24 protein-coding genes and 1 pseudogene are annotated in these 23,554 nt (G+C 69.4%); 11 read left to right on the top strand and 14 right to left on the bottom strand.

All coding sequences use genetic code 11. The features are described from left to right. Nucleotides 1-5: 5 nt before the first annotated feature. Nucleotides 6-416: a nitroreductase/quinone reductase family protein gene (locus ACRAKI_RS13630; RefSeq protein ID WP_447007436.1), complete on the top strand. Its 411-nt coding sequence runs from the start codon at nt 6-8 to the stop codon at nt 414-416. Between the two features lie 102 nt (nt 417-518). On the opposite strand, the gene ACRAKI_RS13625 is transcribed toward ACRAKI_RS13630, so the two are convergent. From ACRAKI_RS13625 to ACRAKI_RS13615, 3 genes are all read right to left on the bottom strand, one after another. Beyond that, complete coding sequence (locus tag ACRAKI_RS13625; protein ID WP_447007435.1) at nt 519-1,490, bottom strand: quinone oxidoreductase family protein; 972 nt, start codon at nt 1,488-1,490, stop codon at nt 519-521. A gap of 134 nt (nt 1,491-1,624) precedes the next feature. Next, the gene (locus tag ACRAKI_RS13620) at nt 1,625-2,545 is read right to left on the bottom strand and encodes an alpha/beta fold hydrolase (protein WP_447007434.1); all 921 of its coding nucleotides are present in this window, start codon (nt 2,543-2,545) and stop codon (nt 1,625-1,627) included. 145 nt (nt 2,546-2,690) lie between these two features. Continuing rightward, nucleotides 2,691-3,830: an acyl-CoA dehydrogenase family protein gene (locus ACRAKI_RS13615; protein ID WP_447007433.1), complete on the bottom strand. Its 1,140-nt coding sequence runs from the start codon at nt 3,828-3,830 to the stop codon at nt 2,691-2,693. Nucleotides 3,831-4,202: 372 nt separating this feature from the next. Here ACRAKI_RS13615 and ACRAKI_RS13610 point away from each other — a divergent pair. The 3 genes and pseudogenes from ACRAKI_RS13610 to ACRAKI_RS13600 all read left to right on the top strand — a co-directional run. Further along, nucleotides 4,203-4,523 (top strand): annotated as a pseudogene (locus tag ACRAKI_RS13610) (ArsR/SmtB family transcription factor); the annotation flags it as partial. A gap of 33 nt (nt 4,524-4,556) precedes the next feature. Next, the gene (locus ACRAKI_RS13605; RefSeq protein ID WP_447008413.1) at nt 4,557-5,000 is read left to right on the top strand and encodes an SRPBCC family protein; all 444 of its coding nucleotides are present in this window, start codon (nt 4,557-4,559) and stop codon (nt 4,998-5,000) included. A 148-nt stretch (nt 5,001-5,148) separates the two neighbouring features. Beyond that, nucleotides 5,149-5,832 carry a TetR/AcrR family transcriptional regulator gene (locus ACRAKI_RS13600; RefSeq protein ID WP_447007432.1) on the top strand — a complete coding sequence of 228 codons (684 nt, stop codon included), beginning with the start codon at nt 5,149-5,151 and terminating at the stop codon, nt 5,830-5,832. A gap of 254 nt (nt 5,833-6,086) precedes the next feature. Here ACRAKI_RS13600 and ACRAKI_RS13595 read toward each other — a convergent pair whose 3' ends face one another. From ACRAKI_RS13595 to ACRAKI_RS13580, 4 genes are all read right to left on the bottom strand, one after another. Then, a complete protein-coding gene (locus ACRAKI_RS13595; RefSeq protein ID WP_447007431.1) occupies nt 6,087-6,833 on the bottom strand; it encodes an SDR family NAD(P)-dependent oxidoreductase in 747 nt (248 codons plus the stop codon). 301 nt (nt 6,834-7,134) lie between these two features. Further along, nucleotides 7,135-7,836 (bottom strand): DUF899 domain-containing protein, encoded by a 702-nt coding sequence (locus ACRAKI_RS13590; protein WP_447007430.1) that lies wholly within the window; start codon nt 7,834-7,836, stop codon nt 7,135-7,137. After that, nucleotides 7,833-9,398 (bottom strand): AMP-binding protein, encoded by a 1,566-nt coding sequence (locus ACRAKI_RS13585; RefSeq protein ID WP_447007429.1) that lies wholly within the window; start codon nt 9,396-9,398, stop codon nt 7,833-7,835. The genes ACRAKI_RS13590 and ACRAKI_RS13585 overlap by 4 nt, the downstream gene beginning before the upstream one ends. Continuing rightward, a complete protein-coding gene (locus ACRAKI_RS13580; protein ID WP_447007428.1) occupies nt 9,395-10,201 on the bottom strand; it encodes a p-hydroxycinnamoyl CoA hydratase/lyase in 807 nt (268 codons plus the stop codon). The genes ACRAKI_RS13585 and ACRAKI_RS13580 overlap by 4 nt, the downstream gene beginning before the upstream one ends. Nucleotides 10,202-10,892: 691 nt before the next feature. Here ACRAKI_RS13580 and ACRAKI_RS13575 point away from each other — a divergent pair. Together ACRAKI_RS13575 and ACRAKI_RS13570 are read left to right on the top strand one after the other, a co-directional pair. Next, nucleotides 10,893-12,854, top strand: a complete 1,962-nt coding sequence (locus ACRAKI_RS13575; RefSeq protein WP_447007427.1) for a CRTAC1 family protein — start codon at nt 10,893-10,895, stop codon at nt 12,852-12,854. A 5-nt stretch (nt 12,855-12,859) separates the two neighbouring features. Further along, nucleotides 12,860-13,873, top strand: coding sequence for an enediyne biosynthesis protein (locus ACRAKI_RS13570; RefSeq protein ID WP_447007426.1), 1,014 nt, complete (start codon nt 12,860-12,862; stop codon nt 13,871-13,873). 352 nt (nt 13,874-14,225) lie between these two features. Here ACRAKI_RS13570 and ACRAKI_RS13565 read toward each other — a convergent pair whose 3' ends face one another. Next, on the bottom strand, nt 14,226-15,059 hold the full coding sequence (locus tag ACRAKI_RS13565) for a helix-turn-helix domain-containing protein (RefSeq protein WP_447007425.1): 834 nt from the start codon (nt 15,057-15,059) through the stop codon (nt 14,226-14,228). Between the two features lie 904 nt (nt 15,060-15,963). Here ACRAKI_RS13565 and ACRAKI_RS13560 point away from each other — a divergent pair. Next, nucleotides 15,964-16,524, top strand: a complete 561-nt coding sequence (locus tag ACRAKI_RS13560; RefSeq protein ID WP_447007424.1) for a hypothetical protein — start codon at nt 15,964-15,966, stop codon at nt 16,522-16,524. Nucleotides 16,525-16,528: 4 nt separating this feature from the next. Beyond that, the gene (locus tag ACRAKI_RS13555) at nt 16,529-17,746 is read left to right on the top strand and encodes a DUF6239 family natural product biosynthesis protein (RefSeq protein WP_447007423.1); all 1,218 of its coding nucleotides are present in this window, start codon (nt 16,529-16,531) and stop codon (nt 17,744-17,746) included. Nucleotides 17,747-17,789: 43 nt separating this feature from the next. On the opposite strand, the gene ACRAKI_RS13550 is transcribed toward ACRAKI_RS13555, so the two are convergent. Beyond that, the gene (locus tag ACRAKI_RS13550; RefSeq protein WP_447007422.1) at nt 17,790-18,467 is read right to left on the bottom strand and encodes a hypothetical protein; all 678 of its coding nucleotides are present in this window, start codon (nt 18,465-18,467) and stop codon (nt 17,790-17,792) included. 216 nt (nt 18,468-18,683) lie between these two features. Beyond that, nucleotides 18,684-19,184 (bottom strand): hypothetical protein, encoded by a 501-nt coding sequence (locus ACRAKI_RS13545; RefSeq protein WP_447007421.1) that lies wholly within the window; start codon nt 19,182-19,184, stop codon nt 18,684-18,686. Between the two features lie 284 nt (nt 19,185-19,468). Here ACRAKI_RS13545 and ACRAKI_RS13540 point away from each other — a divergent pair, with 284 nt between their 5' ends. Beyond that, the gene (locus tag ACRAKI_RS13540) at nt 19,469-20,368 is read left to right on the top strand and encodes a helix-turn-helix domain-containing protein (RefSeq protein WP_447008412.1); all 900 of its coding nucleotides are present in this window, start codon (nt 19,469-19,471) and stop codon (nt 20,366-20,368) included. Continuing rightward, nucleotides 20,368-20,580: a DUF397 domain-containing protein gene (locus tag ACRAKI_RS13535; protein WP_447007420.1), complete on the top strand. Its 213-nt coding sequence runs from the start codon at nt 20,368-20,370 to the stop codon at nt 20,578-20,580. Before ACRAKI_RS13540 ends, ACRAKI_RS13535 begins: the two co-directional genes overlap by 1 nt. Nucleotides 20,581-20,659: 79 nt before the next feature. On the opposite strand, the gene ACRAKI_RS13530 is transcribed toward ACRAKI_RS13535, so the two are convergent. Together ACRAKI_RS13530 and ACRAKI_RS13525 are read right to left on the bottom strand one after the other, a co-directional pair. Next, nucleotides 20,660-20,869: a DUF2795 domain-containing protein gene (locus ACRAKI_RS13530; protein WP_447007419.1), complete on the bottom strand. Its 210-nt coding sequence runs from the start codon at nt 20,867-20,869 to the stop codon at nt 20,660-20,662. A 63-nt stretch (nt 20,870-20,932) separates the two neighbouring features. After that, nucleotides 20,933-21,364: an Hsp20/alpha crystallin family protein gene (locus tag ACRAKI_RS13525; RefSeq protein WP_447007418.1), complete on the bottom strand. Its 432-nt coding sequence runs from the start codon at nt 21,362-21,364 to the stop codon at nt 20,933-20,935. 187 nt (nt 21,365-21,551) lie between these two features. Between ACRAKI_RS13525 and ACRAKI_RS13520 the strand changes: the two genes are divergently transcribed. Continuing rightward, nucleotides 21,552-21,719 carry a hypothetical protein gene (locus ACRAKI_RS13520; protein WP_447007417.1) on the top strand — a complete coding sequence of 56 codons (168 nt, stop codon included), beginning with the start codon at nt 21,552-21,554 and terminating at the stop codon, nt 21,717-21,719. Nucleotides 21,720-21,794: 75 nt separating this feature from the next. Here ACRAKI_RS13520 and ACRAKI_RS13515 read toward each other — a convergent pair whose 3' ends face one another. Both ACRAKI_RS13515 and ACRAKI_RS13510 read right to left on the bottom strand, forming a co-directional pair. Continuing rightward, nucleotides 21,795-22,211 carry an RbsD/FucU domain-containing protein gene (locus ACRAKI_RS13515; protein WP_447007416.1) on the bottom strand — a complete coding sequence of 139 codons (417 nt, stop codon included), beginning with the start codon at nt 22,209-22,211 and terminating at the stop codon, nt 21,795-21,797. A gap of 51 nt (nt 22,212-22,262) precedes the next feature. Continuing rightward, a complete protein-coding gene (locus ACRAKI_RS13510; RefSeq protein WP_447007415.1) occupies nt 22,263-23,549 on the bottom strand; it encodes an ABC transporter substrate-binding protein in 1,287 nt (428 codons plus the stop codon). Nucleotides 23,550-23,554: the final 5 nt, after the last annotated feature.

Genomic DNA, 23,554 nt, shown 5'->3' with positions numbered 1-23,554 from the left:
CGGCCGTGTCGGACTTCAACGGGCGCGTCATCGAGGAGTTCCGGGCCGGCGGAGGTCGTGTGGGCGGGCCGTTCGCCGACTTCACGCTGATCCTGCTGCACCACGTCGGCGCCAGGTCCGGCGTCGAGCGCGTCACTCCGGTGGGGTGCTCCGACCGGGGTGACGGCCGGTTCGCGGTCATCGCGGCCAACGGCGGCTCCCGCGGCAACCCGGGCTGGTACCACAACCTCAAGGCCCAGCCGAGGATCACGGTCGAACTGGGCGCCGAGACGTTCACCGTCCTCGCCGAGGAGGTGGACGGCGCCGGGTACGACGAGCTGTGGCGGGACCTGGTCGAGGAGTTCCCGCACATCGCCGAGTTCCCGGCCAGGACGCCGCGGCGCATCCCGCTGTTCACGTTGACGCGCCAGGACTGACCCGAGTCGACCGGCCACGACGCGAGACGCCCTTCCGCCGCACTCGCGGAAGGGCGTTCGCCGTGTGGTCGTTCAGCGCGTGGTCACTCGGGGTGTGATCGTTCAGGGCAGCAGCAGCTGCTTGCCGACCGAGCGGCGCTCTTCGAGTGCCGCGTGCGCCTCGGCCGCGTCCTCCAGCTTGTACGTCTGTCCGATCGGGACGGTGACACCGCCGGTGCTCACCCAGGCGAACACGTCCGCGGCACGGGCGGTCAACGCCTCGCGGGAGGCGATGAAGTCCGGGAGGGTGGGTCGGATCACCTTGAACGACGGGGACGGGCCCACGCTCATGTCCATGGGCGGCACCATGCCGCTGGGCTGTCCGAAGAGGACGACCGTGCCGGCCGTGCGCAGGCAGGAGACGCTCCCGGCGAAGGTGGCCTGGCCGACCCCGTCGTAGACGACGTCGACGCCCTTGCCGCCGGTGAGCTTCCGGACCTCCTCGACGAAGTCGACCTCCGTGTAGCGGATCACGTCCTCCGCGCCCGCTCCCCGTGCCGCCTCCTCCTTGGCGGCGTTGGACACCGTGCCGATGACCCGGGCACCCAGCGACCGCAGCACCTGGACGAGCAGCAGGCCCACCCCGCCGCCCGCGGCGTGCACCAGGACCGTCTCACCGGCACTCGCGGTGTGGGCGTCACGGGTCAGGTAGTGGACCGTCATGCCCTGGAGGAACACCGCGGCGGCCTGCTCGGCGGTCACACCGGCGGGCACCGGCACGACGCCGCCGGCGGGCGCGACGACCTTCTCGGCGTAGCCGCCGGGGCCCGAGATCTGCATCGTGGCGACCAGGTCGCCGACCTCGACCCCGATCACGTCGGCGCCCACGGCCGACACCGTGCCGGCGCACTCCAGGCCGGGCACGTAGGGCACCTCGCGCGGGTAGAGGCCGCTGCGCTCGTAGAGGTCGTGGTAGTTGACGCCGATCGCGGCGACGTCGATCAGGACCTCGCCGGGGCCGGGGACCGGTTCGTCCCACTCGGTCGGCGTCAGCACCTCGGGACTGCCCTGCCGGTTCACGGCGACTGCACGCATTGCGCTCTCCGTTTCGGTGGTGGTGCGGTGGATTCGGGACGGCGGTTCCCGGTGGGTCGGTCGTGGTGCGCCCCTCCGTGCGCGGTCCCGGCTCCCGGCGTCGATCGGCGGGGAGCCGGGACCGGTCCGGCGGGTCAGTCGAAGAACCGGTCGAGCTCCTCGATCACGGTCTGCGGCGCCTCGTCCACGAAGTAGTGGCCCGCGTCCTGGACGACGACGATCTTCACGTCGGTCGCCTGCGAGGGGAGCGTCCCCTGCATCATCGCGGCGTAGATGCCGTCGCCGAGGTTGGAGACCAGGCCGAGCAGCGGCGCGGTCACCTTGCCGTAGGAGGCGAGGTCCTCGATGTCCTGGCCGAACGTCTGGTACCAGCCGTTGCCGCCGCGGATCGCGTCCGGCGTGCTGTAGGCGTGCGCGAAGACGGCCCGGTCCTGCTCGGTCAGCGCGCCCTGGTCCACCAGGAAGTTGTCGAAGACCCAGTCGATGAGGTGCCGGGAGCGGCCTTCCAGCAGCTTCTCCGGCAGACCGGAGACCTGGTTGAAGGCGAACCACCACGGGTAGAAGGGGAAGCCCGGTGTGGGGAGCATGCGGATCTCGTAGAGCGACGGGTCCGGGTGGAGGATGTCCAGCATGGCGATCTTGCGGACGGACTCCGGGTGGTTGACCGCCAAGCTGAACGCGACCTGCGAGCCGACGTCGTGGCCCGCGACGTCCACCTGCTCGTAGCCGAGTTCGCGGATGAGCCCGTGCACGACCCCCGCCGTGGTCTTCTTGTCGTACCCGGAGGCGGGCTTGTCCGAGCCGCCCATGCCGGGCAGGTCCACCGCGATGACCCGGCGACCGGCCGCGGCCAGCGCGGGCATCACCTTGCGGTACTCCCACCAGGTCTGCGGCCAGCCGGGCAGCAGGACGAGGGGCCTGCCCTCACCGCCGGCGACGTAGTGGATGCGCAGTCCGTCCACGGTCGCGAAGTCGCTGCGGAAATCTCCGTCCAACGATTCCGCGAGTTCGGCGTCGGTCGGGACGGCCGCGGCCGTCTCGCTGTTCGTCGTCACTGTGTCGCTCCTCTTCGATAAACGCAGGTGGATGCGGAATTCGCGTCAGGCTGTGCGGTGAATCGCGGAACAATCGCGGACGGAGTATTCGGTGGTCCGGGCCGGCGCCGAGGGGCGCCGCCGGCCCGGACAGGCCGCGCGCCGGTCAGATGTAGTAGGTGTTCGGCTCCTGGCCGCAGAGGATCCGGCCGTAGAGCTCGGCGTTGACGTCCGGGATCATGATCGCGTGCAGGCTGAGCGTCCGCAGGTCGTTGACCACGCGCTGGACCGGCACCTTCGTGTAGGCGGACGAGCCGCCGCCGCCCGCCGACAGGATGTCGACCGCCTCGTTGGCCAGCTTGACCGCCGCGCCGTCGTCACCGCGGACGCGGGCTCGCTCGACCAGGTCGAAGGGCTCGCCGGAGGCGCACTTGGCGTCCACCAAACCGGCCAGCCGATCGGCGTGGAACTCCGCCTCGTCGATCTTGTTGACCGCCTCGGCGACCCGCAGGTGGGTCACCGGGGACTCGGCCAGGCTCGGGCCGAGCGTGTAGGTGGCCTGGCGGCCCGGCAGCCGCTCGAAGAACGAGTCGCGGATCGACTTGGCCATACCGATGACCACGCCGACGGTGGCCGCCGTGCCCACGGTGATGAACGGGGACCGGTACATCGGGATGTCGGCGTTCCGCGTGGAGGACGACTGGGCGTTGATGATGGCCGGCACCGGGACGACGCGCTCCTGCGGGACGAACAGGTCCTTCGCGATCGTGGTGACGCTGCCGGAGCCGCGCAGGCCGGTGGTGTGCCAGTCGTCGACGATCTCCAGGTCGGCGAGCGGGGCCGGCGCCATCACCGGGTAGGGCTCGCCGTCCGGGTTGAGGAAGATGGCCGAGATCTGCTGCCACTGGCTGCTCAGGGCGCCGCTGATGGACGGCCACGTGCCGTTGACGAGGATGCCGCCCTCGACCGGCACGGCCGTCGCGGAGCCCGGTCCCAGCGTGGCGCAGGCCTGGACGTCCGGGGTCTCGAAGACGTCGTCCTGGACCTTGTCGGGGAACAGGCCGACGGCCCACGTGGAGATCCACGAGCAGGCCACCACCCAGGCGGCGGACCCGTCGACCTGGGCGAGCCGGTCGGCCACCGCGACCATCGTCCTGGCGTCGCTCTCATATCCGCCGTAGCGCTTCGGGATCCTCATGCGGAAGACCCCCGTGTCCGTCAGGGCCTTGACCGTTTCCTCGTGCAGCCGGCGGTGTTCCATGGACCACTCGACGTTGGCCCGCAGTACGGGCGCGATCTCGGACACCCGCCGAACCAACTCTTCCCGGGACGGGACGACAGTTGACAATGCCCTCTCCTAACTGGAGTTTTTGCAGTCTTCCGGAATACCCACTACGGAGTGTTGCGGGGACGGGGCGACAACACTTCTCCCGCGTTGCTTCATGTGCGCGGGTGCTTGCTCCGATCGACGCGGGCAGCGATTTTCCGCATTCAGGCGCGGACGCCCGGACCGACGGGGCGGCACCCGGCCGCGGTCCCTCGAACGGGTACCGCGCCGTCACCCGGTCCAGGTTTGACGCAACCTAGCGGTTGCGGGAGTATGGCAACCACCCAGTCGCTACTCGTCGGAGGCCGGACATGGGGTTGCCAGACCGGATCGACCTGGTCGACCAGCTCGATGACGGCTGATGCCGAGGCGATCGCCGAACAGGTCTTCGTCGCACTGGCCGACCCCACGCGACGCGGCATCCTCGCCGCGCTCGCGTCCAACGGGCCGGCCACCGCCACGGACCTGGCGGGCCGCCTGCCGGTCACCCGGCAGGCGATCGCCAAGCACCTGGCCCTGCTCGCCGACGCGGGGCTGGTGACGGCGGAACGGGGGACGCGGCGCCGGGTGCGCTTCCGGCTCCGCTCGGCCCCGATGCGGGTGGCGCAGCAGTTCCTGGCAGCGCTGGCCCGTGACTGGGACGGCCCCCTGTACGCACTGGCGGACCACCTCAACACCCTGACCGGACAACAAGGGAGATCACCCATGGGCGACACCAGCTACGCGACCGGCTTCACCGTCGACGCGACGCCGCAGCAAGTCTTCGACGCCGTCATCAACGTCCGCGGGTGGTGGGCCGAGGACATCGAGGGCGGCACCGCCAAGGCCGGCGACGAGTTCATCCACCGCTACGGGGACATGCAGCGCTGCAAGATCCGGGTCACCGAGGCAGTCCCGGGCAAGAAGGTCTCGTGGCTCGTGGTGGAGAACTACTTCTCGTTCACCAAGGACGAGACGGAGTGGACCGGCACCACGATGACGTTCGACATCGGGGAGAAGGCCGGACGGACCGAGCTGTCCTTCACGCACCAGGGCCTGGTGCCCGCCTACGAGTGCTACGACATGTGCTCCAACGCCTGGGGTTCCCTGATCGCCGGCAGCCTGAAGGACCTCGTCGCCACCGGCGAGGACGAGCCGGTCCACGCCTGATCGGACGGTGCCCGACGAGCGCACCGCCTGGCGTGCCGCGGATTCACCGGCACGCCAGGCGGGTCGTCGCACCGGACCTGTGTGGACACCCGATATTTTCGCATAACGGCGTGAGGGCAAAATAACGGCGTTGTGCAACACTGTGTGGGTGAGTCCACGAAAACTCGACCCGGCGACACGGACCGCACTCGTCGACATCGCGGCGAGGCTGTTGGCCGAGCAGGGCGCCGAGGCGCTGTCGACCCGGAAGATCGCCGCCGAGGCGGGCACCTCCACCATGGCCGTCTACACGTACTTCGGCAGCATGAGCGGCCTGGTCCGCGAGATGGTGCACGAAGGCTTCGCCCGGCTGGAACGCCAGTTCGCCAGGGTGCGCCGGACCGAGGACCCGGTGGCCGACATGGCGGTGCTCGGCCACGCCTACCGGCACAACGCCAAGACGAACGCCCACCTGTACGCGGTGATGTTCGGCGGCCAGTCGCTCGCAGGCTTCTCGCTCACCGAAGAGGACCGCCAGTACGGCCGGTACACCCTGGCCACCGTGGTCGAGTGCGCCACCCGCTGCATCGAGGCGGGCCGGTTCCGCGACGCCCAGCCGTTGCTGATCGCCCACGAGATGTGGATCACGACGCACGGCCTGGTCAACCTGGAGCTGGGCGGCTACCTGATCGACCCGGTCGGCGCGGACCGCTGCTACGAGGCGATGCTGAGCAGCCTCCTCGTCGGCGTCGGCGACGACGGCAAGTCCGCCGCGACGTCGTTGTCCACCTCGAAGAAGCGCCGCCGTCGCGAGGTGGAGGCGGACCTGGACGCGGTCACCAGCCGAAGCTGACCGCCGGCAGTCCGGAAGTCCTGACCGCCACCACTCGCCCCTGCCCTCCCTACCCTGCCTCGCACCGCACTGCCGCGCCCCGCCCTGCCTTGCTTTGCCCTGCCCTGCCCTGCCCGGCTCCGGCTCCGGCGTCGCGAACTGCCCTCGCGACGGCCGGTTCGCTGCTGCCCACTGTCCACAGCGGATCCCACCGGCATGGGAACGGGGGCAGGACCACGTCGCGGTCCTGCCCCCGTGTGGGTGTGCCGGTCGGATCAGGGCAACTGCTTCAGCCCCGCACCGGTCAGCTCGTAGGCGGAGGCGAGGGAGGAAGGTTCCGACCGCACCAGCTCCACCATCGCGTTGCCGGCGATCTCCGGGGTGACCAGGGGGCCGACGCGCTTGAGGAACTGCTCGACGGGCACACCCGCACTGGCCGCGTACGCCTCGACCGCCGGACCACCGACACCGGTCATGGGCGCGAACCGGGGCATCACCGTGGTGAACGTGATGTCCAGACCGGCGCGCAGCGCCTCGCCCTGGGCGTACCCGGCGATGAAGCGCTGGGTGCCCTTCGCACCCGCGTACCCACCGCTGAGCGGCGACCCGTTCAACGCGGCGCCGCTGCTGACCACCACCACCCGGCTGCCCGGCGACAACGGCTTGAGCAGGATCTCGCGCAGCCAGTGGAACGTGATCCGGACGTCGGTCTCCCAGTTGACCGAGAACGACTCCCAGGTGTGCTCCTGCAACGAGCGCATGTGCGGGGTCGCCCCGGCCACCAGGACGATGTTGTCCGGCTCGTGGCGGTCGATGAGGGTGGCCGCCGCGTCGGCGTCACCGGCGTCCGCGAGCTCCTGCTGGATCGTGCCGGACCCGTTGGCCGGCTCGGCGAACTCGGCCGCGGTGCGGGACACGGCGACCACTGGTGCGCCGGCCTCGGCGAAGGCCGTCGCGATCCCGTGGCCCAGGCCGCGGCTCGCACCGACGACGATCGTGGTCCTGCCGGACAGGTCGCTCATGGGTGTCCTCCAACTCGTGGATGTCTTCCGGGTCGAGGTCGATCGGTGGGGATCATGTCCGGACTCCGCGCGATCGCGGAAGCCTCGGATCCGCAGCGCGGTTCCCAGTCTGCCGGCAGCCGGCCCGCCCACGGCGAGGCTTCCGCCGATCGGGTACGGGTTCACCGCGAGGCTCCGGGACCGGCACCTGGCGCGAGGGTGCGCCAGGTGCCGGAGCCGGAGCGGCGTCGCCGCGGACCACGCGGCGGCACGGTCGGTCACACCGGGCCGGTCGTCCGCGGACAGCACGCCTCGCGGTCGCCTACGACTTGTACCTGGTGCCGTTCCACCAGTTCTCGCCCGGACCGGAGATGTCCGCGACGTCGTACTGGTCCTTGAAGCGCCACCAGTCCCACGGGTGTTCGAGCTGCTCCTCCTGGCGCCCGAGGTGCGTGATGTCCAGGTAGTTGTAGAAGCTCTTGAAGATGTCCCCGCCACGATCGAAGATCGAGTAGGTGAAGAAGACATCCTCGCCCTCGCGGTAGAACGCGCTCACCCCGGGCGACTCGCCCATCTCGGTCGAGACTTCGTAGTCGTAGTTGAAGTCGCTGCCGAACGACGAGTACCACGGGATCGTCCAGCCCATGCGGGCCTTGAACGGCGCGAAATCCGCCACCGGCGCACGGGAGACCATCGCGAAGGTGGTGTCCCGCGCCCACATGTGCGCGAGTTCGCCGACGCTGTCCGCCTGCATCGAGCAGCCGGGGCAGCCCTCCGTCGCGCCGGGGCTGTACATGTAGTGCCGCACGATGAGCTGCCGGCGACCTTCGAACAGGTCGAGCAACGAGAGCCCGGGGCCGTCGGGCCCTTCGAAGCGGTAGTCCTTCTCCACCTTCACCATCGGCAGCCGGCGACGTTCCTCCGCGATCATGTCACGGGCGTGCGTGACCTCTTTCTCCTTCTCCAGCAGCGCTTTGCGAGCCTCCAGCCACTCTTCTCTGGAGACGACACTCGGACGGTTCATCGGATCTCCTCGGGGTGTCGGGCTGCCCGCGCCCGTTCCTTCAAACTGCGGCGTTCGATCTTGCCGATGGGCGTGCGCGGGATCTGGTCGATGAACTCGACCAGCCGGATCTTCTTGTAGGGCGCGACCCGTGCGGTGACGAAGGCCGTGACGTCCTCGGCCGTGACCGGTTCCTTCACCACCACGAAGGCCTTGGGCAGTTCGCCGTTGGCCTCGTCCGGCACGCCGACCACCGCCGCGTCGGCGATCTTCGGGTGCGTCATGAGGACCGCCTCCAGTTCGACCGGAGACACCTGCTGCCCGTTGTACTTGATGAGCTCCTTGATGCGGTCGACGATGAACAGCTCGCCGCCGCCGTCGACGTGCCCGAGGTCGCCGGTGTGCAGGAAGCCGTCCGGCTCCAGCACCTCCGCCGTGGCCTCGTCGGCGTTGAGGTAGCCCTTCATCACGTGCGGGCCGCGGATCAGGATCTCGCCGTCCTGGTCGGGCCCCAGCTCCGCGCCCGTGGTCGTGTCGACGATCTTGCACTCCACGCCCGGCGCCGTGCGCCCGACCGACGCCGCCGATCCGGGTTCGTCGTCCTGCATGAACGACACCATCGCCTCGGTGAGGCCGTACCCCTGGCCGATCCGGCAGCCGATGCGCTCCCGGACCAGGCGGGCGATCTCCGGGTCGAGCGGCGCGCCGCCGGAGACGATCGAGCGGAGCGACGAGAGGTCGTACCGGTCGACCAGCGGGCTCCGCGCGAGCAGCACGGCTATCGTCGGCACGACGTACAGCCGCGTGATGCGGTGGTCCTGGATGGCTTTCAGGTACGCCTCGGGCTCGAACCGCGGCATCGTGACGAGCGTCGTGCCCTGGAGCAGGCTGGCGTTCATCATCATGGACAGGCCGAAGGCGTGGTGGAAGGGCGCGATGGCCAGCGCCTTCTCCTCCTCGCCGGCGGTGGGGGCGACCAGGCTCGTCAGGAGCGCCTTGGCGATCATGTTGCGGTGCGTCAGCAGCACGCCCTTGGGGTGACCGGTGCTGCCGCTCGAATGCAGCACGGTGACCACGTCCAGCGCCGGCTCGACGGACGGGTCGGGTGGCGCGTCGTCGCTGTAGAGCGCGGAGAACGGCGTCGCACCGTCCGCCTCGCCGAACACGAAGACCTCCTCGACCTTCGTGCGGCCGATCAGCGCCGTCGCCTTGGCGGCGTCGGAGGGCGCGGTCACGAGCAGGCGCGCGCCGGTCTCGTTCAGGCGGTCGGCCAGCTCGTCCTCGGTGTCCAGGGGGTTGAGCGCCACCACCGCGCCGCCCGCGAGCGCGGCGGCGTGGAAGGCGATCGGGTACTCCGGGACGTTCGGGGCGAGCATGGCCAGCACGTCGCCCTTGCGCAAGCCGCGGGCGTGCAGCCCGGCGGCGGCGCGGCGCACCGCGGACGCGAGTTCCGCGAACGTGTACCCGCCGCCGCCCAGGAAGTCGACGGCCGCCACCGCGTCGCCGTACTGCGCGGCCCGGCTCAGCACGAAGTCCGTCAGCGAGGTGTCGGGGATCTCGACCGCGGGGCCGGTGAAGATCATGACTTCACGCCCTCCCGGCTGTAGGTGCTCAGACCGGGCTGGTAGGCGCGCTTCTCGAACTGCTTCAACGCCACGTTGATCCACTCGTTGCCGCTGAGGCGGGAGAGCTCCCAGAGCTTCGCCTGGTCGTAGTCGATCGCGGCGGGCAGCTCCTGTGCGCTGTTCTTCTCGTAGACCTGCTTCGCCAGCGCCAGCGTGACCGGGTTCTTCTTGACGATCTTGCGGACCAGGCGGTCGGTCTCCGCGTCCAGGTCGGCGGCCGGCACGGCCTTGTTGACCAGCCCGTGCTTCGCCGCCTCGGCGCCGGTCATCGTGTCACCGGTGAGGATGTAGTACAGCGCCTGCTTGCGCGGCAGGTTGTGCGCCGCCGCCCAGGTGGCGCCGCCCGCCGGGAAGATCCCGAAGTTGATCTCGGAGAGGCCGAACAGCGCGGTCTCGTCGGCGATCGCCAGGTCGCAGAGACCGGTCACCAGGAACCCGCCGCCGAACGCGAACCCGTTCACCTTGGCGATGGTCACCGCCGGGAACGCCTTCAGCCGCTGGAACCACTTGAGGGCCACCAGGTTCGTCTTGTAGAACCGCTGCGGGTCCTCGAACGGCTCCAGGAAGCACTCTTCGAGGTCCATGCCGGAGCTGAAGCTGTCACCGCAGCCGGTCACCACGACCACCTTGACGGTGCCCGCTTCCTCGATCTCGTCCAGCACCGCGTTCATGTCCCGGTGCATCTGCGGGTTCATCGCGTTCTTCTTGTCCGGCCGGTTCAGGTAAATCGTCGCCTTCGGCCCGTCGATTTCGAGGTTCACAGTTTTCAGCGTGATCATGCCCGACCTTCTTTCCTCATAGACGAAGTACACACTCACACGGCTGGCGACCGCTTGACCAAAGGACTCCGACCTACCGCGGACACGCCTTCACCGGCGTGCAACGAGGACGGTATGAGCATCACTGATCCACCACCGGGAGGCTTCCTTCAGGTTGCTTAGCTCGGCGACCGGCACGAGCCCGCCGGTGCACCAGGCAGGGCAGTCCGGCGGCCGGAAGATGTCGGCCCACCTTCGGCCGGCACCGCCACAGATGACGCCCTACCTGCGGAAACGACGAGACTGAGTGCCGATCGGAACCACCGCCGGGAACCACGACTAATCGATGCCCGAGTTACTCCTGCCTTGCCCGGACCCGTCGTTCGGGCAAGACACCGGCGAGCGAGTAGCTAAATACAACCAACGGGCGGGCAAATTATCACCGGGCCGCACCGGTTCTATGAGCAAGCCTGGAGTAGCTGACCCCCCGAGCGCTCTGCAACGCTTTTCCCGTTCGCTTGTCCGGGCGTCGGGCCCGAGTTTGGGGGACGAGGTTGAGTTCACCACGCGCCGACCGGCGCACATTGCGAGGCGCGCCCGGCGATCGGCCGACAGCGGTCGGCGCCGGGCCCGCGTTCGAGACGTGGCGGCGACGCATCGCCGAGGAATTCGCCCACCAGGAAGGAGTCTGCCCGTGACCTCGACAGCCAGTTGGCTGCGCAGGCAACTACCCGGCGTCATGGCACTCGTGCTCGTCGCGGCCACGTTCTTGGTCGCCCGACTGCCGCAGGTGTCGGCCGAGGAGAAGCAGGACGTCGCCGCCCAGTTCGGGTTCCAGCCGGAGACGATCGCCCTGCCCGGCGGCTACACCCAACAGTCCATCCGCCAGGTGAACCAGCGCTACCAGCACATCAACGCGTGGATCTCCTCGGTCGGCTCGGCGATCGCGCTGAACGACCTCGACGGCGACGGCCTGTCCAACGACCTCTGCTACGTCGACGTGCGCATCGACCAGGTGATCATCACGCCCGCACCGGAGTCGGGGAAGGCCGCGCGCTACGAGCCGTTCGCGCTGACGTCCGGCTCGCTGCCGGTCAACGACGTGATGGCGCCGATGGGCTGCGTGCCGGGCGACTACAACGAGGACGGCCGGGTCGACCTGCTGATCTACCTCTGGGGCCGCACGCCGATCCTGCACCTGGCCAAGTCCGACGCCACCGGCATGAACGCCGACACCTACGAGCCGACCGAACTTGTTCCCGGCAAGGCGTCCGGCGTCTACGACGGCCCGCAGTGGAACTCGAACTCCGCGACCGTGGCGGACTTCGACGGCGACGGCCACGACGACATCTTCATCGGGAACTACTTCCCCGAAGGCCCGGTGCTGGACCCGTCGAAGTCGACCGGCGTGGAGATGAACCACACGATGTCGGCCGGCTACAACGGCGGCGAGGACTACCTGTTCCGCTGGACGGGCGGCACCGCCGGTGACGAGCCGTCCGCCACGTTCGAGCTGCACGACGACATGTTCGCCGTGGACGTCTCCAAGGGCTGGGCCCTGGCATCGAGCGCCAACGACGTCAACGGCGACCTGCTGCCCGAGCTGTACGTCGGCAACGACTTCGGCCCGGACCGCATGCTGTTCAACGAGTCCACGCCCGGCGAGTTCAAGTTCCGACTGGTGGAGGGCTCGCGCGGTCCGATGGAGCCGAAGTCCAAGAACGTCGGCATCGACTCGTTCAAGGGCATGGGCGTCGACTTCGGCGACCTCAACCGCGACGGCGTGTACGACATGTACGTCAGCAACATCACCACGTCGTTCGGCATCGAGGAGTCGCACTTCGCCTTCCTCAGCACGGAGGACGACCTGGACGTGGTCACCTCCGACCTCAAGGAGGGCGACGCGGTGTGGGAGGACGAGAGCGCACCGCTCCAGCTGGCGTGGTCCGGTTGGGGCTGGGACGTGAAGCTCGCCGACTTCGACAACAACAGCGACCTGGAGGTCGCCCAGGCGACCGGCTTCGTCAAGGGCGACGTGAACCGCTGGCCCCAGCTCCAGGAGCTGGCCACGGCCAACGACGCGCTGCTGTCCAACCCGGCGTGGTGGCCGATCGTGGGCCCGGGTGACGACCTCGGCGGCAGTCAGCACCTGCACCTGTTCGCCAAGAACCGGCAGGGCTACTACACCGACACGTCCGCCGCCCTGGGCATGAACATCCCGGTGCCGACCCGCGGCATCGCGACCGGCGACGTCGACGGCGACGGCCTGCTGGAGATGGCGGTCTCCCGGCAGTGGGCCGACCCGGTCCTCTACCGCAACACCGGCACCACCGGCAACGGGTTCCTCGGGCTGCGCCTGACGCACGACGGCGACGACACCGAGGGCTCCTTCCCCGGCGCCGGGTCGGCGGTCATCGGCGCGCAGGTCACCATCACCACCGCTTCGGGCGACAAGCTGATCAACCGGGTCGACGGCGGCAGCGGCCACTCCGGCAAGCGCAGCCACGAGGTGCACTTCGGCCTCGGCTCCGACGACCGACCCGTCCGGGCGCAGATCAAGTGGCGCGACCGCGACGGCGACATCCACGAGCAGGACATGACACTGACCCCGGGCTGGCACGACCTCCGGCTCGGCGACCAGGCCAAGGAGAAGTGACGGACATGGCCGAGACCACGACGGCGCCCAGCCCGCCGCGGCACGACCCCAAGGTCATCACCGCGCTCAGGCGCTTTGCGATCTCCATCAGCATCTTCAACATCCTCGGCTACACGGTCCTCGGCTTCGAGCAGGCCTGGCTGTGGCCGTTCATCGCCCTGGCCACCGCCTACGCGGTCGAGATCGGGCTGGAGTGGATCTCCGCACGGCAGGAGGGCCGCCCACCCCGCTACTCGACCAACGGGGTGAGGGGATTCGTCGAGTTCCTGTACCCCGCGCACATCACCGCCCTGGCGGTGAACATGCTGACCTACGTCAACGACCAGATCTGGGTGATGGTCTTCGGTGTCGTCGTCGCGGTCGGCGCGAAGTGGGTGCTGCGGGCGCCGGTGCGCGGTCGGCTGCGGCACTACATGAACCCGTCGAACTTCGGCATCGCGATCGTGCTGCTGGTGTTCCCGTGGGCGTCGGTCGCGCCGCCGTACCACTTCAGCGAGCACGTCGGCACGTTCTGGGACTGGGTGATCCCGGCCGTCATCATCACCGCGGGCACCATGCTCAACGGCATGCTCACCGGCCGGCTGTGGCTGATCATGGCGTGGCTGATCGGGTTCGCGCTCCAGGCCGTCATCCGCGGCATCCTGCTGGACGTGTCGATCCCGGCGGGGCTGGGCATGATGACGGGCATCGCGTTCGTGCTGTTCACCAACTACATGGTGACCGACCCGGGCACATCACCGTCGAAACCGGCCTCGCAGATCGCCTTCGGCGGCGGCGTGGCGGCCGTCTACGGCATCCTGATGGGCATGAGCATCCCGTACGGGCTGTTCTTCGCCACGGCGATCGTGTGCCTGATCCGCGGCGGGTTCCTGTGGGCGCTGCACTTCGTCGACAAGAACCGGGCCGAGCTGGAGAAGCTGAAGAATGCGGCGGCCGAGAAGGCGCTCGTCCTGGAACCGTCCTCGGTGGACCCGTTGACCAACGGCGCGCCGAAGGAGAGCGAGGCCGTGCGCACCTGACCTGGCGCCCGACTGGACAGCCCGTCGCCCTTCCGGCGGCGGGCTGTCGTCGTTGCGCGACAGCGCGTGGGGGAAGAGTAGTGCAAGCCGCCGGGGACCGGCTTCGGAGAACCGCAGGCCGCGGTGCGGGCTCGGCGCGATCGGATAGGAACGCTATGCAACGGCGGGACTTCACGCTCGACGCGACCGATGGTCAGTGCGACAGCAGACCCGTACGACAGCAGCCCGAGCGGCAGAGGCCTGCATCGCGGAAGCCCCGAACGGCGGAAGCGGGAACGGCGGACGCCCTGAACGGCAGAAGGCCCACCGTCCGGAAGGGCGGCAGGCCTTCGCAGGAGAGTCGCGGCGGCGGTCAGCTCGCCGCGTCCGCACCCATGATGTCGGCGCGGAAGTAGGGCAGTGCCAGCAGGACCGGCGGGTCGAGCGTGCCGATCGGACGGAGGTTCAGGTTCACCTGCCTGACCGGGACGCCCGACCGGACGGTCATCGGTCCGTACGACGCCACGTTCAGCGCCTGGTCCTTGCCGAACGGACCACTTCCGTACTGCGCGTCGCGGCGGCCCGGTGCCACGGAGTGCGCCATCACGTGCCAGGTGCCGGCCGGCACGTCGGTGAGGACGTACGGGCCGGGTCGGTGGAGCACCGAACAACGGATCGGCGCACCCTGGGGAATGCGATCCCGGAACAGGCCCAAGGAAATCAGTCCGGGCGCACCGTCGAGCGGCGCGTACACCTCGCCCTGCACGATCGACGTGCGCGCGTCCGAACCACGCCACGCCGCCGGCATCGCCATGGGCGATGTCATACCTCCGCTCTGGCGGTACGTCGTCGGCGAGACACCGACACTGCTGCGGAAACGTGAGCTGAACGTGCCGACACTCGTGTATCCCACCCGATGGCCGATGTCGGTCACCGCCAACGAGGTGCACACCAACAGCCGTTTGGCCTCCTGTAATCGGATCGCCGCCAGGAATCTCCCCGGTGACACCCCGGTGACGCGTTGGAAGGCCCTGGAGAAGTGGAACTTGCTGTACATGGCGGTCCGCGCCATGTCGTCCACGGTGAACTGCTCACCGAGGTTCTTGTGCATGAAGTCGATGACCCGGCATACCGCCCGTTCTATTACTTCCTCCACGACGACCCCAATAATCATTCGCACATGATTGATTTCGACACAGGGCGCCACAAACCCCCGGAAGCCCCTTTCGATCCCCCAGTAAGGACCAATTAGCCCGATTTTTGCAAGCTACCAGGGCCTCAACAGCCCGCGCAAGGAGAGCCGACAAGGTAGGCAAACGCAGGCCACGGCGGTCGTCCCCGCCCCTGTGATGATCTTGTGAACGTTCCGGAGGGCATTTCAGACAGTCACCCGCCACATATTCCGGCAAGTCGGCGAATCAGATTGTTGCGCCTTTCGGGTGATCGGTTGTGACGCGCCGACACCGACCTCGGCAGCGGCATGTCCGTTTCCGCCCGCGCGGAAGGCAAGCAGGAAGGTGCGCCGCACTCAATTCCGGACGACAACCTGGTCGAGGACCGCTCAAGAACACCGCACGAACGCGCGAGACAGCGCGCAAGTGCGGATATGGGGGCGCGATGTCTGGACCACTTTCGTGACAGTCCCACGATGCCGAGAGGCGCATCCACCGGCCCGGAACCGCACCGGAGCGGAAGGCGTGCGATCAACAGCACGGGACCGCGCGGACAGGCCGGTACCAGCCCATCCGCGCGGTGGGGCGGCCGTTCAGTCCTCAATGGACATGCACGCCACCCGTGCGCACGACTCCTGCGGGCTGGGGGTCCCACAGCGGAGCCGAAACGCGGTCTCGGGCGATTTCCCTCCGCTTCGACACCGTGAGCCGGAACCCTACTAGGGGTTAGTCCTGACAAGCAACCAAGTTGCCGCAGCGGCACCACCGTGAGTGCGTACGGGCCGGGCGCGGGTCACCCGACCGGACGCGTCCATTCGGACAAGAAACAGCACGGGAGAAGAGGATACGACACCGGAAAGCCTTATAGAGTCAGGACGCTCGCTACGATAACGTTGTAATGGAATCGACCCGAGCGGGGCGATCGCAGCAGGAGGAACCATGGTCGACTTACACCCCCAGGCCCACGCCGGGGGTTCGCTCAACACGCGTTGGCACAAGATGACGCTCTACGCCTTCATGGTGGTCGTCCTGGCGCACTGGGCGGAGCACATCGCCCAAGCGGTCCAGATCTACGTCCTGGGCTGGCCGCTGCCGGCCTCCCAGGGCGTGCTGGGCCTGTGGTTCCCGTGGCTGGTCACGTCCGAGGTCATGCACTACGGCTTCGCGCTGGTCATGCTCGTGTTCCTCTTCGTGCTGCGCAAGGGTTTCACCGGTCGCGCGAAGAAGTGGTGGGCCATCTCGCTGGGCCTGCAGTTCTGGCACCACATCGAGCACCTGCTGCTGATCATCCAGTCGTCCACGGGCACCAACCTGCTCGACAAGCCGATCCCGACCAGCATCATCCAGCTGATCATCCCGCGAGTGGAGCTGCACCTGTTCTACAACTTCATCGTGTTCGTGCCGATGGTGGTCGCGATGCTGATGCACCGGAAGCCGACACCGGAAGAACGGTCGGAGATGCACTGCACGTGTGCCGTCCCGGTCGGGGCGTCGGCCTGATCCCGTGCACAACCACGGCGCGGTCGGCCTGCCGCTCGGCTTCACCCTCCTCCGGCTGATCCTGCTCGGTTCGGTGACCGTGGTCGCGTGCTGGGCCATGGTCCGGCCGTTCGTCCCCGCCGCGTCGGGTGTGGTGACCCGGCGGGTGCTCACCGGTGCCGCCGGTTTCGGGGGCGTCGTCACGCTGCTCATAGCGGAAGCGTCGTGGTTGCCGGGGATCGCGGCGGTGGCGTTGGTCGGTCTGCTCGCGGTTCCCCCCGCGTTGCGTCGCGCACGGCCGGTGCTGGGTCGGTTCGTGGTGGCCACCGCCGTGCTGACCACAGTGGCCGCCGGCGCGTGGTTCTCCGGACCGCCGTCGTCGTTCGCCTACATCGTGATGATGGCGGCGTTCGTCGGGGTGGCCTGGCTCGCGCTGTGCCCGCCGACGGTGGTGGTGCGGGTCGTCGGCGCCCTGCTGGGCGTGGCGATGCTGGCGGGCCTCGGCCAGGTCACCATCGCCGGTCACCTCGCCACACCACCCGCGGGCGATCCGCTGCTCACGCGCGTGGTGCTCGGCGATCGGGCGGTGAACGTGCTGGTGGTGCCGCACATGCCCGGCTGGAACCTCGTCCACACCACGGACGTCCCGTTGTCGGTGGGCAACGCCCCGTCCGCCCTGGTGCCCGCGCTGGCCCGGCCGGGGACGAGCGGGCGGTGGGCGTTGGTGTGGCTGCCCGAGGGCCGCGGTGAGCTGTGGCTCGATCGGGACGACGCGCGGACCACCGTCCCGGTGAACCCGGGCCGGGTGGCGTGGACCGGCCCGGACGTGCGCGGGCCGGAGGGGCCGGACTACGCGTCGGCGGTGCTGGCGGCGAAGCTGACGGGCAAGCGCGGTGACCTGCCGTGGCCCCGCCTGACCGACGCCGACGCGGCGGCGCTCCGCGCACGGGTCGCGTCGATCGGTGGGCCGTTCGCGGTCGCGGCGGACACGTCCGCCCGTGCGGTGGAAGCGTCGAAGCTCGTGCACGAGGAGGCCGCGCGCCTCGGCCACGCCATCGTCCCCGGCGCGCCGGACGTCCTGGTGCTGGGCGGTGATCCCCCTCCGGGCCGTCACCACCTGGCACCGTGGCTGACGCCGCCGGAGCTGACGACGCCCGAGGCCCACCGGTACGCGCGGGTGCTGTCGTCGGCCTTTCCGGGCGTCACCCCGACCAGGTCGGGCCTGGCGGCGTGGACCGGCTGAGCACCCCAGGACTCCCCGCGTTCACCGTGGACGCCTCGGCGGATCACAGGGACGTGTAGCTCCTCAACCCGACGAGCGTCGTGAACGTCATCCGGTTCGCGCCGGCGGGCGCGGGCAGGCCGAACCTCCGGTTCACCAACCGGTCCAGACCGCCGCAACCCCGTGCTGCCGGCACCGCGAACTCGTTGTCCTCGATGGTGAACCCGAGCACCTGCGGGTCGGTGGAGATCACCTCGTGCTTGCCGATCCTGATGGGCCTGAACCTGATCGGGTCCTCGTCGCTGCCGATGGTGCAGGCGCCCGGCAGCAGCGGTGAGATCACCCGGAGCTTCAGGTGCTGCTCCCCCATCCGGTCGCCGACGGAGAGGAAGTCGGAGTAGCCCGCGTACTCGATGCGCACATCCAAGCGGAGCCTCGGGTTGTGCGCGTCCGTGCCGGGAACGCCGAGCAGTCCGCCCGGCACCGGGGTCGGCTCGGCCCGCAGCGCGCCGAAGACCTGGGCGTACTCCCCGTCCAGCCGCCCTTCGGCGAACGTGAGCCGCATTGATCCGGTCGGCTGCTCGGGAAGGCTGCCGAACCTGAACGCGCCACTGGACACCAGCACCTCACAGCGCCACAGCCCCGGGTCCGCGCCGGCCGGGATCGGTGGGCAGTCGGCGAAGTCGAAGGTGGGCACCGGCTCGTTCGCGGGCGCCGGGTCGACGGAGTCCTGCTGCGTCACCACTGAAGCCAACCCGATCGCTGCCGGGCACACCAGTGCCGCCACGGAGCCACGGCGGAAGTCGTCCGTCTCGTCATGCCTGGAGGAACTTCCCCGCAGGGTCGCGCGGATGATCAGGTGAAGCCCTGGGAGCACCCCGAACCCGACTCCGGATTCCCTTGAGTGTCAACGGCCGGCCGCCTTGCCCCACTCGTCGACGCACGGATGCCGCGGCCCTCACACCGCGCCGTTGTGCTCCTCGTCCGACCGGATCCGGTCGACTGCCTCCACTGCCTTGAGCGCCGCCACCCTGGCCACCCCCGCCGCCTCGTCGGCCAAGTCCATCGCGTCGACGGCCGCCCGCACGGCCACCTGCGCCCGTTCGGCGGCGTCGGCCGCGCGCCCGGCGGCCTCGGCCGTCAGCTCAGCCTGTTCCCGTGCGCCGGCCCGCCTGGCGGCGTCCGCCTTCTCGCGCGCGAGTTCCGCGGCGGTCCGCGCCTGCGCCGCCGCGTGGCCGGCGTGCCCCACGGCCGTCTCCGCACGTCGGACCTGCGCCATGTCGCCCAACGCCGCCGTGGCCTGGTCGCGCAGCGAGCGCACGTGACCCTCGCCGAGGGTGATCTCGATGCTGTCGCCGATCACCAGGAACGCCGTCGCGCCCAGGCGTCCGCGCAGGTCGATCGACACGTGCTCGTCCAAGTGCACGCCCAGGCTGGTCACCAGCTGGTTGTCGCTCACGACGCCGTTCCTCGTTCGCACATGCGCACCTTCGTTCCCCTTGTTCCTCGTGGACCACCGGCCAAATGGCACGTGCTGGTCGCCTGCGGGTGTCTCGATCGTGTCAACCGCAAGCGTGAGAGCCTGCGTTGCGATCAGCGGTTCTGGGGTGAGAGTTAAACACGTACGTACCTTTTTGGGCGCGTTTCTTTCGAGTGAAGTCGCTACTCGATCGGGTGTACGTACGGTAAGCACGTACTGGCACCCCGCGCGGGGTGATCACGAAGAGGAGTGCCGCCTTGGCGATGAACAGCGACGACAGCGCGATCAGCCAGCGCCGTCAACTCGGCGCCGCGATGCGCAGCTTCCGCAAGGAGGCCGACATCGACCGCGACGCCGCCGCCGAGCTGATCGACGTCACCGGTCCGACGCTGACGCGCAAGGAGAAGGGCCAGTTCAAGTTCCGCCGGCAGGAGGTCGAGACGCTGGCCAAGGCCTACGGCGTGGACGACGACGAGGTGGCCATGCTGGTCGAGCTGGCGCGCGAGGTCCGCGCCAGCACCAAGCGCGGCGAGTTCCCGATGTTCGTGCCGGTGAAGTCGCGGGCGTTCCTGGAGCTGGAGCGCAACGACGCGGTCGAGATCCTGGTGGTGACCTTGAGCCTGGTCCCGCCGTACTTCCAGACCGAGGCGTACATGCGCGAGTTGTGGCGGCGCAGCGGCGACCTCCTGTCCACCGGGCACGTCGAGGAGCTGGTCCGCCTCCGCAAGGCCCGCCAGCAGGTGGCCGGCAAGCCGAACCCACCGATGATCCGCGTGGTCATGCACGAATTCGCCCTCCACCTGCCGGTCGGCGGTCCTGCGTTGATGCACGACCAGCTGGTGCGGCTCGCTGCCGCCTGCGACCTGCCCAACGTCGAGATCCAGGTCCAGCCCACCTCCAGTGGCGCGTACCCGGCGATGGATTCCACGTTCTACCTGCTGCGCTTCGCCAATGGGCCGGCCGGCGACGTCGTGCAGGTGCACGGGCACGCGGAATCGTTCTACCGCGATCGGGAGACCGCAACCGCGCCGTACAGGGTCGCGTGGGACCGCAGGAAGGTAGCAGCGCTGGACCTGCAGGCGTCGAAGGCGTTGATACTGAACGTAGCGGCCCGATTCGGGGCCGAAGCGACAGCAGCCCTGCGACCTAGCGAGTTGACGTGATGACCGAATACCTGACGTGGCGCAAGTCTTCGTTCAGCACCGGAGACGGTGGCGGCAACGAGTGCGTCGAGCTGGCGACCCTGCCGGACGGCGGCGTGGCCGTGCGGGACAGCAAACCGGGCCGGACCAGCCCGGTCCTGACCTTCACCCGCGGCGAGCTCACCGCGTTCGTCCACGCGGTCAAGGCCGGGGACTTCGACAACCCCGCCTGAACGCCCCACCGCGCGGTTCCGGTCGCCCTCGACGAAGCAGGGCGGCCGGGACCGACAGCTCGGCTGTTCGTCTCGCCGACTACCCCGGCTTGTTGTCGTCGGCGAACTCGACCGCGCCGAACACTTCTTTGAGGTTGGCGTAGTCAGCCGGCGGGATCGCCCTGAGCGCCTGGACCGCGGTGGCGTCGCCCTTGCGGATCGCCGCGTCCAGCAGGTCGTCCTTGGTCGCCGGGAAGTCGATCTCGTTCAGGCAGTCCTTCAGGTGGTCCCGGGTCAGCGTTGCCGCCATGGCTCCTCCCGTTCTCTCGGCTGTCCCGTGCGATACCCGCGCCCCCGGCCCTGAAACTCGGGTCTACCTGATGGGTACCCGCACCACGACCATGCCGTCGAACAGCCACGCGTCGATCCGCTCCACGTCCACCACGGCCGGAACGGTCGCGCAGTAGTAGAACGCGCGCCTGGGGCGGGTCGGGCGGACCGTGATGCCGACCCGGTCACGCCGCACGTGCGTGCCGTCCGCGCGCAGGTCGTGGTCGCGGACCTCCACCCGCACGTCCTCGCGGTGCACGTCTTCGAGCAGCGTGGCGAAGAAGTAGGCCTGTTCGGTCACCGCCACGTCCACGGGCCGGGGTCGTTCGTCGGCGATGCTCACGTCCCAGTCCAGGCCCAGGTTCCGGCCGACCTGGTCCCACCACACGTCCATCTCGCCCATCGGGTCCGGCCACAGACCGGACTCCGCTCCCGCGCAGGGATTCCGCCGCCGGACCGTCAGCCGCTCGACCACGACGTCACCTTCCCGTTTACCCCGACGTCTGATCGGGAAATACCCAGGTCGGCCCGTGTTCACGCTCTGACGAACGGGTGAAGACGGGGCACTGGCACGCCGGCGCGGGTGATTCGGCCGAACGCGGGAGGGGTACTCCGAACGCGCACGCGACAACAGCCCCAAGGGCATGGAGGAGGACCCGCCCATGCACCGCGAGAGCAACAAGCACGGCCCCATCAAGGACGACGAGCTCAAGCACGAGCTGGAAGGCACCTTGCGCGGCAACCGCCCCAGCCGGGCGGAGGAATGGCGAGACCCCGAGCCGCCGGCGGATGACGACGTGACCGCGCCCGGCATCGACGAGCCCCGCTGAGCCCCTCGTACTCGGCCGACCCGCAGACTTCCGGCCCGCACGCGTGACGACGCGTGCGGGCCGGAAGTCGTTGGATCAGGCGACGAAACCGATCGTCAGCAGCAGGTTCGCGTAGAGCCTGCCGTCGCCGGTGGCCACGCAGACCGCCAGCTCCGGCGAGCGGCACACGTCGTAGAAGTCCTGCCGCGCCAACGGCTGCAACGGCAGGTCGGGGCCGAGGAGCCGTTCGTAGTCCGTCCATGCCGGCGGCGTGCTCAGGTCGTCCGGCCGCATGGTGTGCACGGCCTCCACCGGAACGGCCGACAGCACCGGTTCCAGCACCTCGTCCACGGAGACGAGACCGGGCCGCAGGTTCAGGTGGATCAGCGTGGCCCGGTGGTGGACGTTGGTCCGGTGCGCGTAGTTGGAATCCGCGAGCAGGACCTTCGACCCGTGGCCCGCCGTGGCCAGGGCGTGCAACAACGGCGGGTGCAACAGGGGGTAGCGCAGCACTTTCCGACGACCTCTCGATGTGATTGCGGTGTGACCCACGTCGTGGGCTGCCTAGGGTGACCCGGCCAGGATCTCGTCCATCCGTGCCGCCGCGCCGGCCAGGCCCTCCTCCACGGTGACGTCGCCGTCGCCGATGTCCCGGATCGCCTGCTCGAACACGTCGTTGTAGAGCTTGTCGAACTCCACCACGCCGGGCATGAGCGGTTGGGCGATGCGGGCGTCGGCGGCGAACTCGGCGACGAACGGGTTGTCCGCCAACGCGTTCTGGTCGACCCGAATCGACGGGTAGCCGGAGCCCTTCATCCACGACTCCTGCGCCTGCTCGCTGACCCAGTAGGACAGGAACCGGTGCGCGGCCTGCTTCTTCTCGGGGCTGACCTTGGCGTTGAGCGCGACCGACGTGGTCGAACCCAGGGTCGCCTGCCGGACCGGGCCGGACGGGACCGGCGCCACGTCGTAGTCGACGCCGTCCAGGCCGGCGGTCAGCCACGGGCCGGCGACCGTCATCGCGGCGTCGCCGATCTGGAACAGCTGTTCCGCCTCCGCGCCCGCGAGACCGACCGGCGACACCTTCTTCCGGTGCAGCAGGTCCGCCCACGTCCGCACGGCGGCGACCGTCTCGGGCCGGGTGAGCGCCGACTTCGAGCCGTCCGGCTCCAGCACGTCACCGCCGTGGCCCCACAGCAGGATCGGCCACACCGGGATCGCGTCGTGGTCGGGCAACGCCATGCCGTACTGCTCCGGCGTGCCGTCGCCGTCGTGGTCCTCCGTCAGCTCCACCATGGCGTCGCGCCACTCGTCCCACGTCGTCGGCGGCCGGTCCGGGTCGAGCCCGGCCGCCTCGAACATGGGGCGGTGGTAGAACAGCTTGAGGCTGCTGAACGTCATCGGCACGGCGTACTTCACGCCGTCGTAGGTCACGGCCTCCGTGGCCACCGTGACGAGGACGTTCGACGCCGGGTCCGCCTCGAACCAGTCGTCCACCGGCGCCAGCACGCCCTTCTTCGCGTACTGCGCGACGTGCGTGCTGTCGAAGGCCGCCAGGTCCGGACCGGCCGCCGTCCCGTACGCGGGCAGCAGCTTGCCGAAGAAGACGTCCCACGGCATGAAGTTCAGCTCGACCCGGACGTCCGGGTTGGCCGCGTTGAACTCGGCGACGACCGCTTCCATCGCGGTCGGGACGGGTCCGGCGTAGCCGCTCCAGAACGACAGCCGGATCACCCGGCCCGACGCGTCGTCCGCGCCGCAACCGGCCGCCCCGACCAGTCCGATGACCGCCGCGATGGCGACGCCCGCCCACCTTCGGCGCGCGCGGGGCCTCCACTCGGTCGACCTCATGACGC

Source organism: Saccharothrix isguenensis, from assembly GCF_052936305.1.
Note: the sequence above shows the minus strand (reverse complement) of the source record. Positions and strands in the feature narration are given on the sequence as shown.

Coding starts and splice junctions, on each gene's coding strand:
- ACRAKI_RS13625 (WP_447007435.1), bottom strand. CDS start 1,490: ATGCGTGCAGTCGCCGTGAACCGGCAGGGCAGTCCCGAGGTGCTGACG.
- ACRAKI_RS13605 (WP_447008413.1), top strand. CDS start 4,557: ATGGGCGACACCAGCTACGCGACCGGCTTCACCGTCGACGCGACGCCG.
- ACRAKI_RS13595 (WP_447007431.1), bottom strand. CDS start 6,833: ATGAGCGACCTGTCCGGCAGGACCACGATCGTCGTCGGTGCGAGCCGC.
- ACRAKI_RS13590 (WP_447007430.1), bottom strand. CDS start 7,836: ATGAACCGTCCGAGTGTCGTCTCCAGAGAAGAGTGGCTGGAGGCTCGC.
- ACRAKI_RS13585 (WP_447007429.1), bottom strand. CDS start 9,398: ATGATCTTCACCGGCCCCGCGGTCGAGATCCCCGACACCTCGCTGACG.
- ACRAKI_RS13570 (WP_447007426.1), top strand. CDS start 12,860: ATGGCCGAGACCACGACGGCGCCCAGCCCGCCGCGGCACGACCCCAAG.
- ACRAKI_RS13560 (WP_447007424.1), top strand. CDS start 15,964: ATGGTCGACTTACACCCCCAGGCCCACGCCGGGGGTTCGCTCAACACG.
- ACRAKI_RS13540 (WP_447008412.1), top strand. CDS start 19,469: ATGAACAGCGACGACAGCGCGATCAGCCAGCGCCGTCAACTCGGCGCC.
- ACRAKI_RS13535 (WP_447007420.1), top strand. CDS start 20,368: ATGACCGAATACCTGACGTGGCGCAAGTCTTCGTTCAGCACCGGAGAC.
- ACRAKI_RS13530 (WP_447007419.1), bottom strand. CDS start 20,869: ATGGCGGCAACGCTGACCCGGGACCACCTGAAGGACTGCCTGAACGAG.
- ACRAKI_RS13520 (WP_447007417.1), top strand. CDS start 21,552: ATGCACCGCGAGAGCAACAAGCACGGCCCCATCAAGGACGACGAGCTC.
- ACRAKI_RS13510 (WP_447007415.1), bottom strand. CDS start 23,549: ATGAGGTCGACCGAGTGGAGGCCCCGCGCGCGCCGAAGGTGGGCGGGC.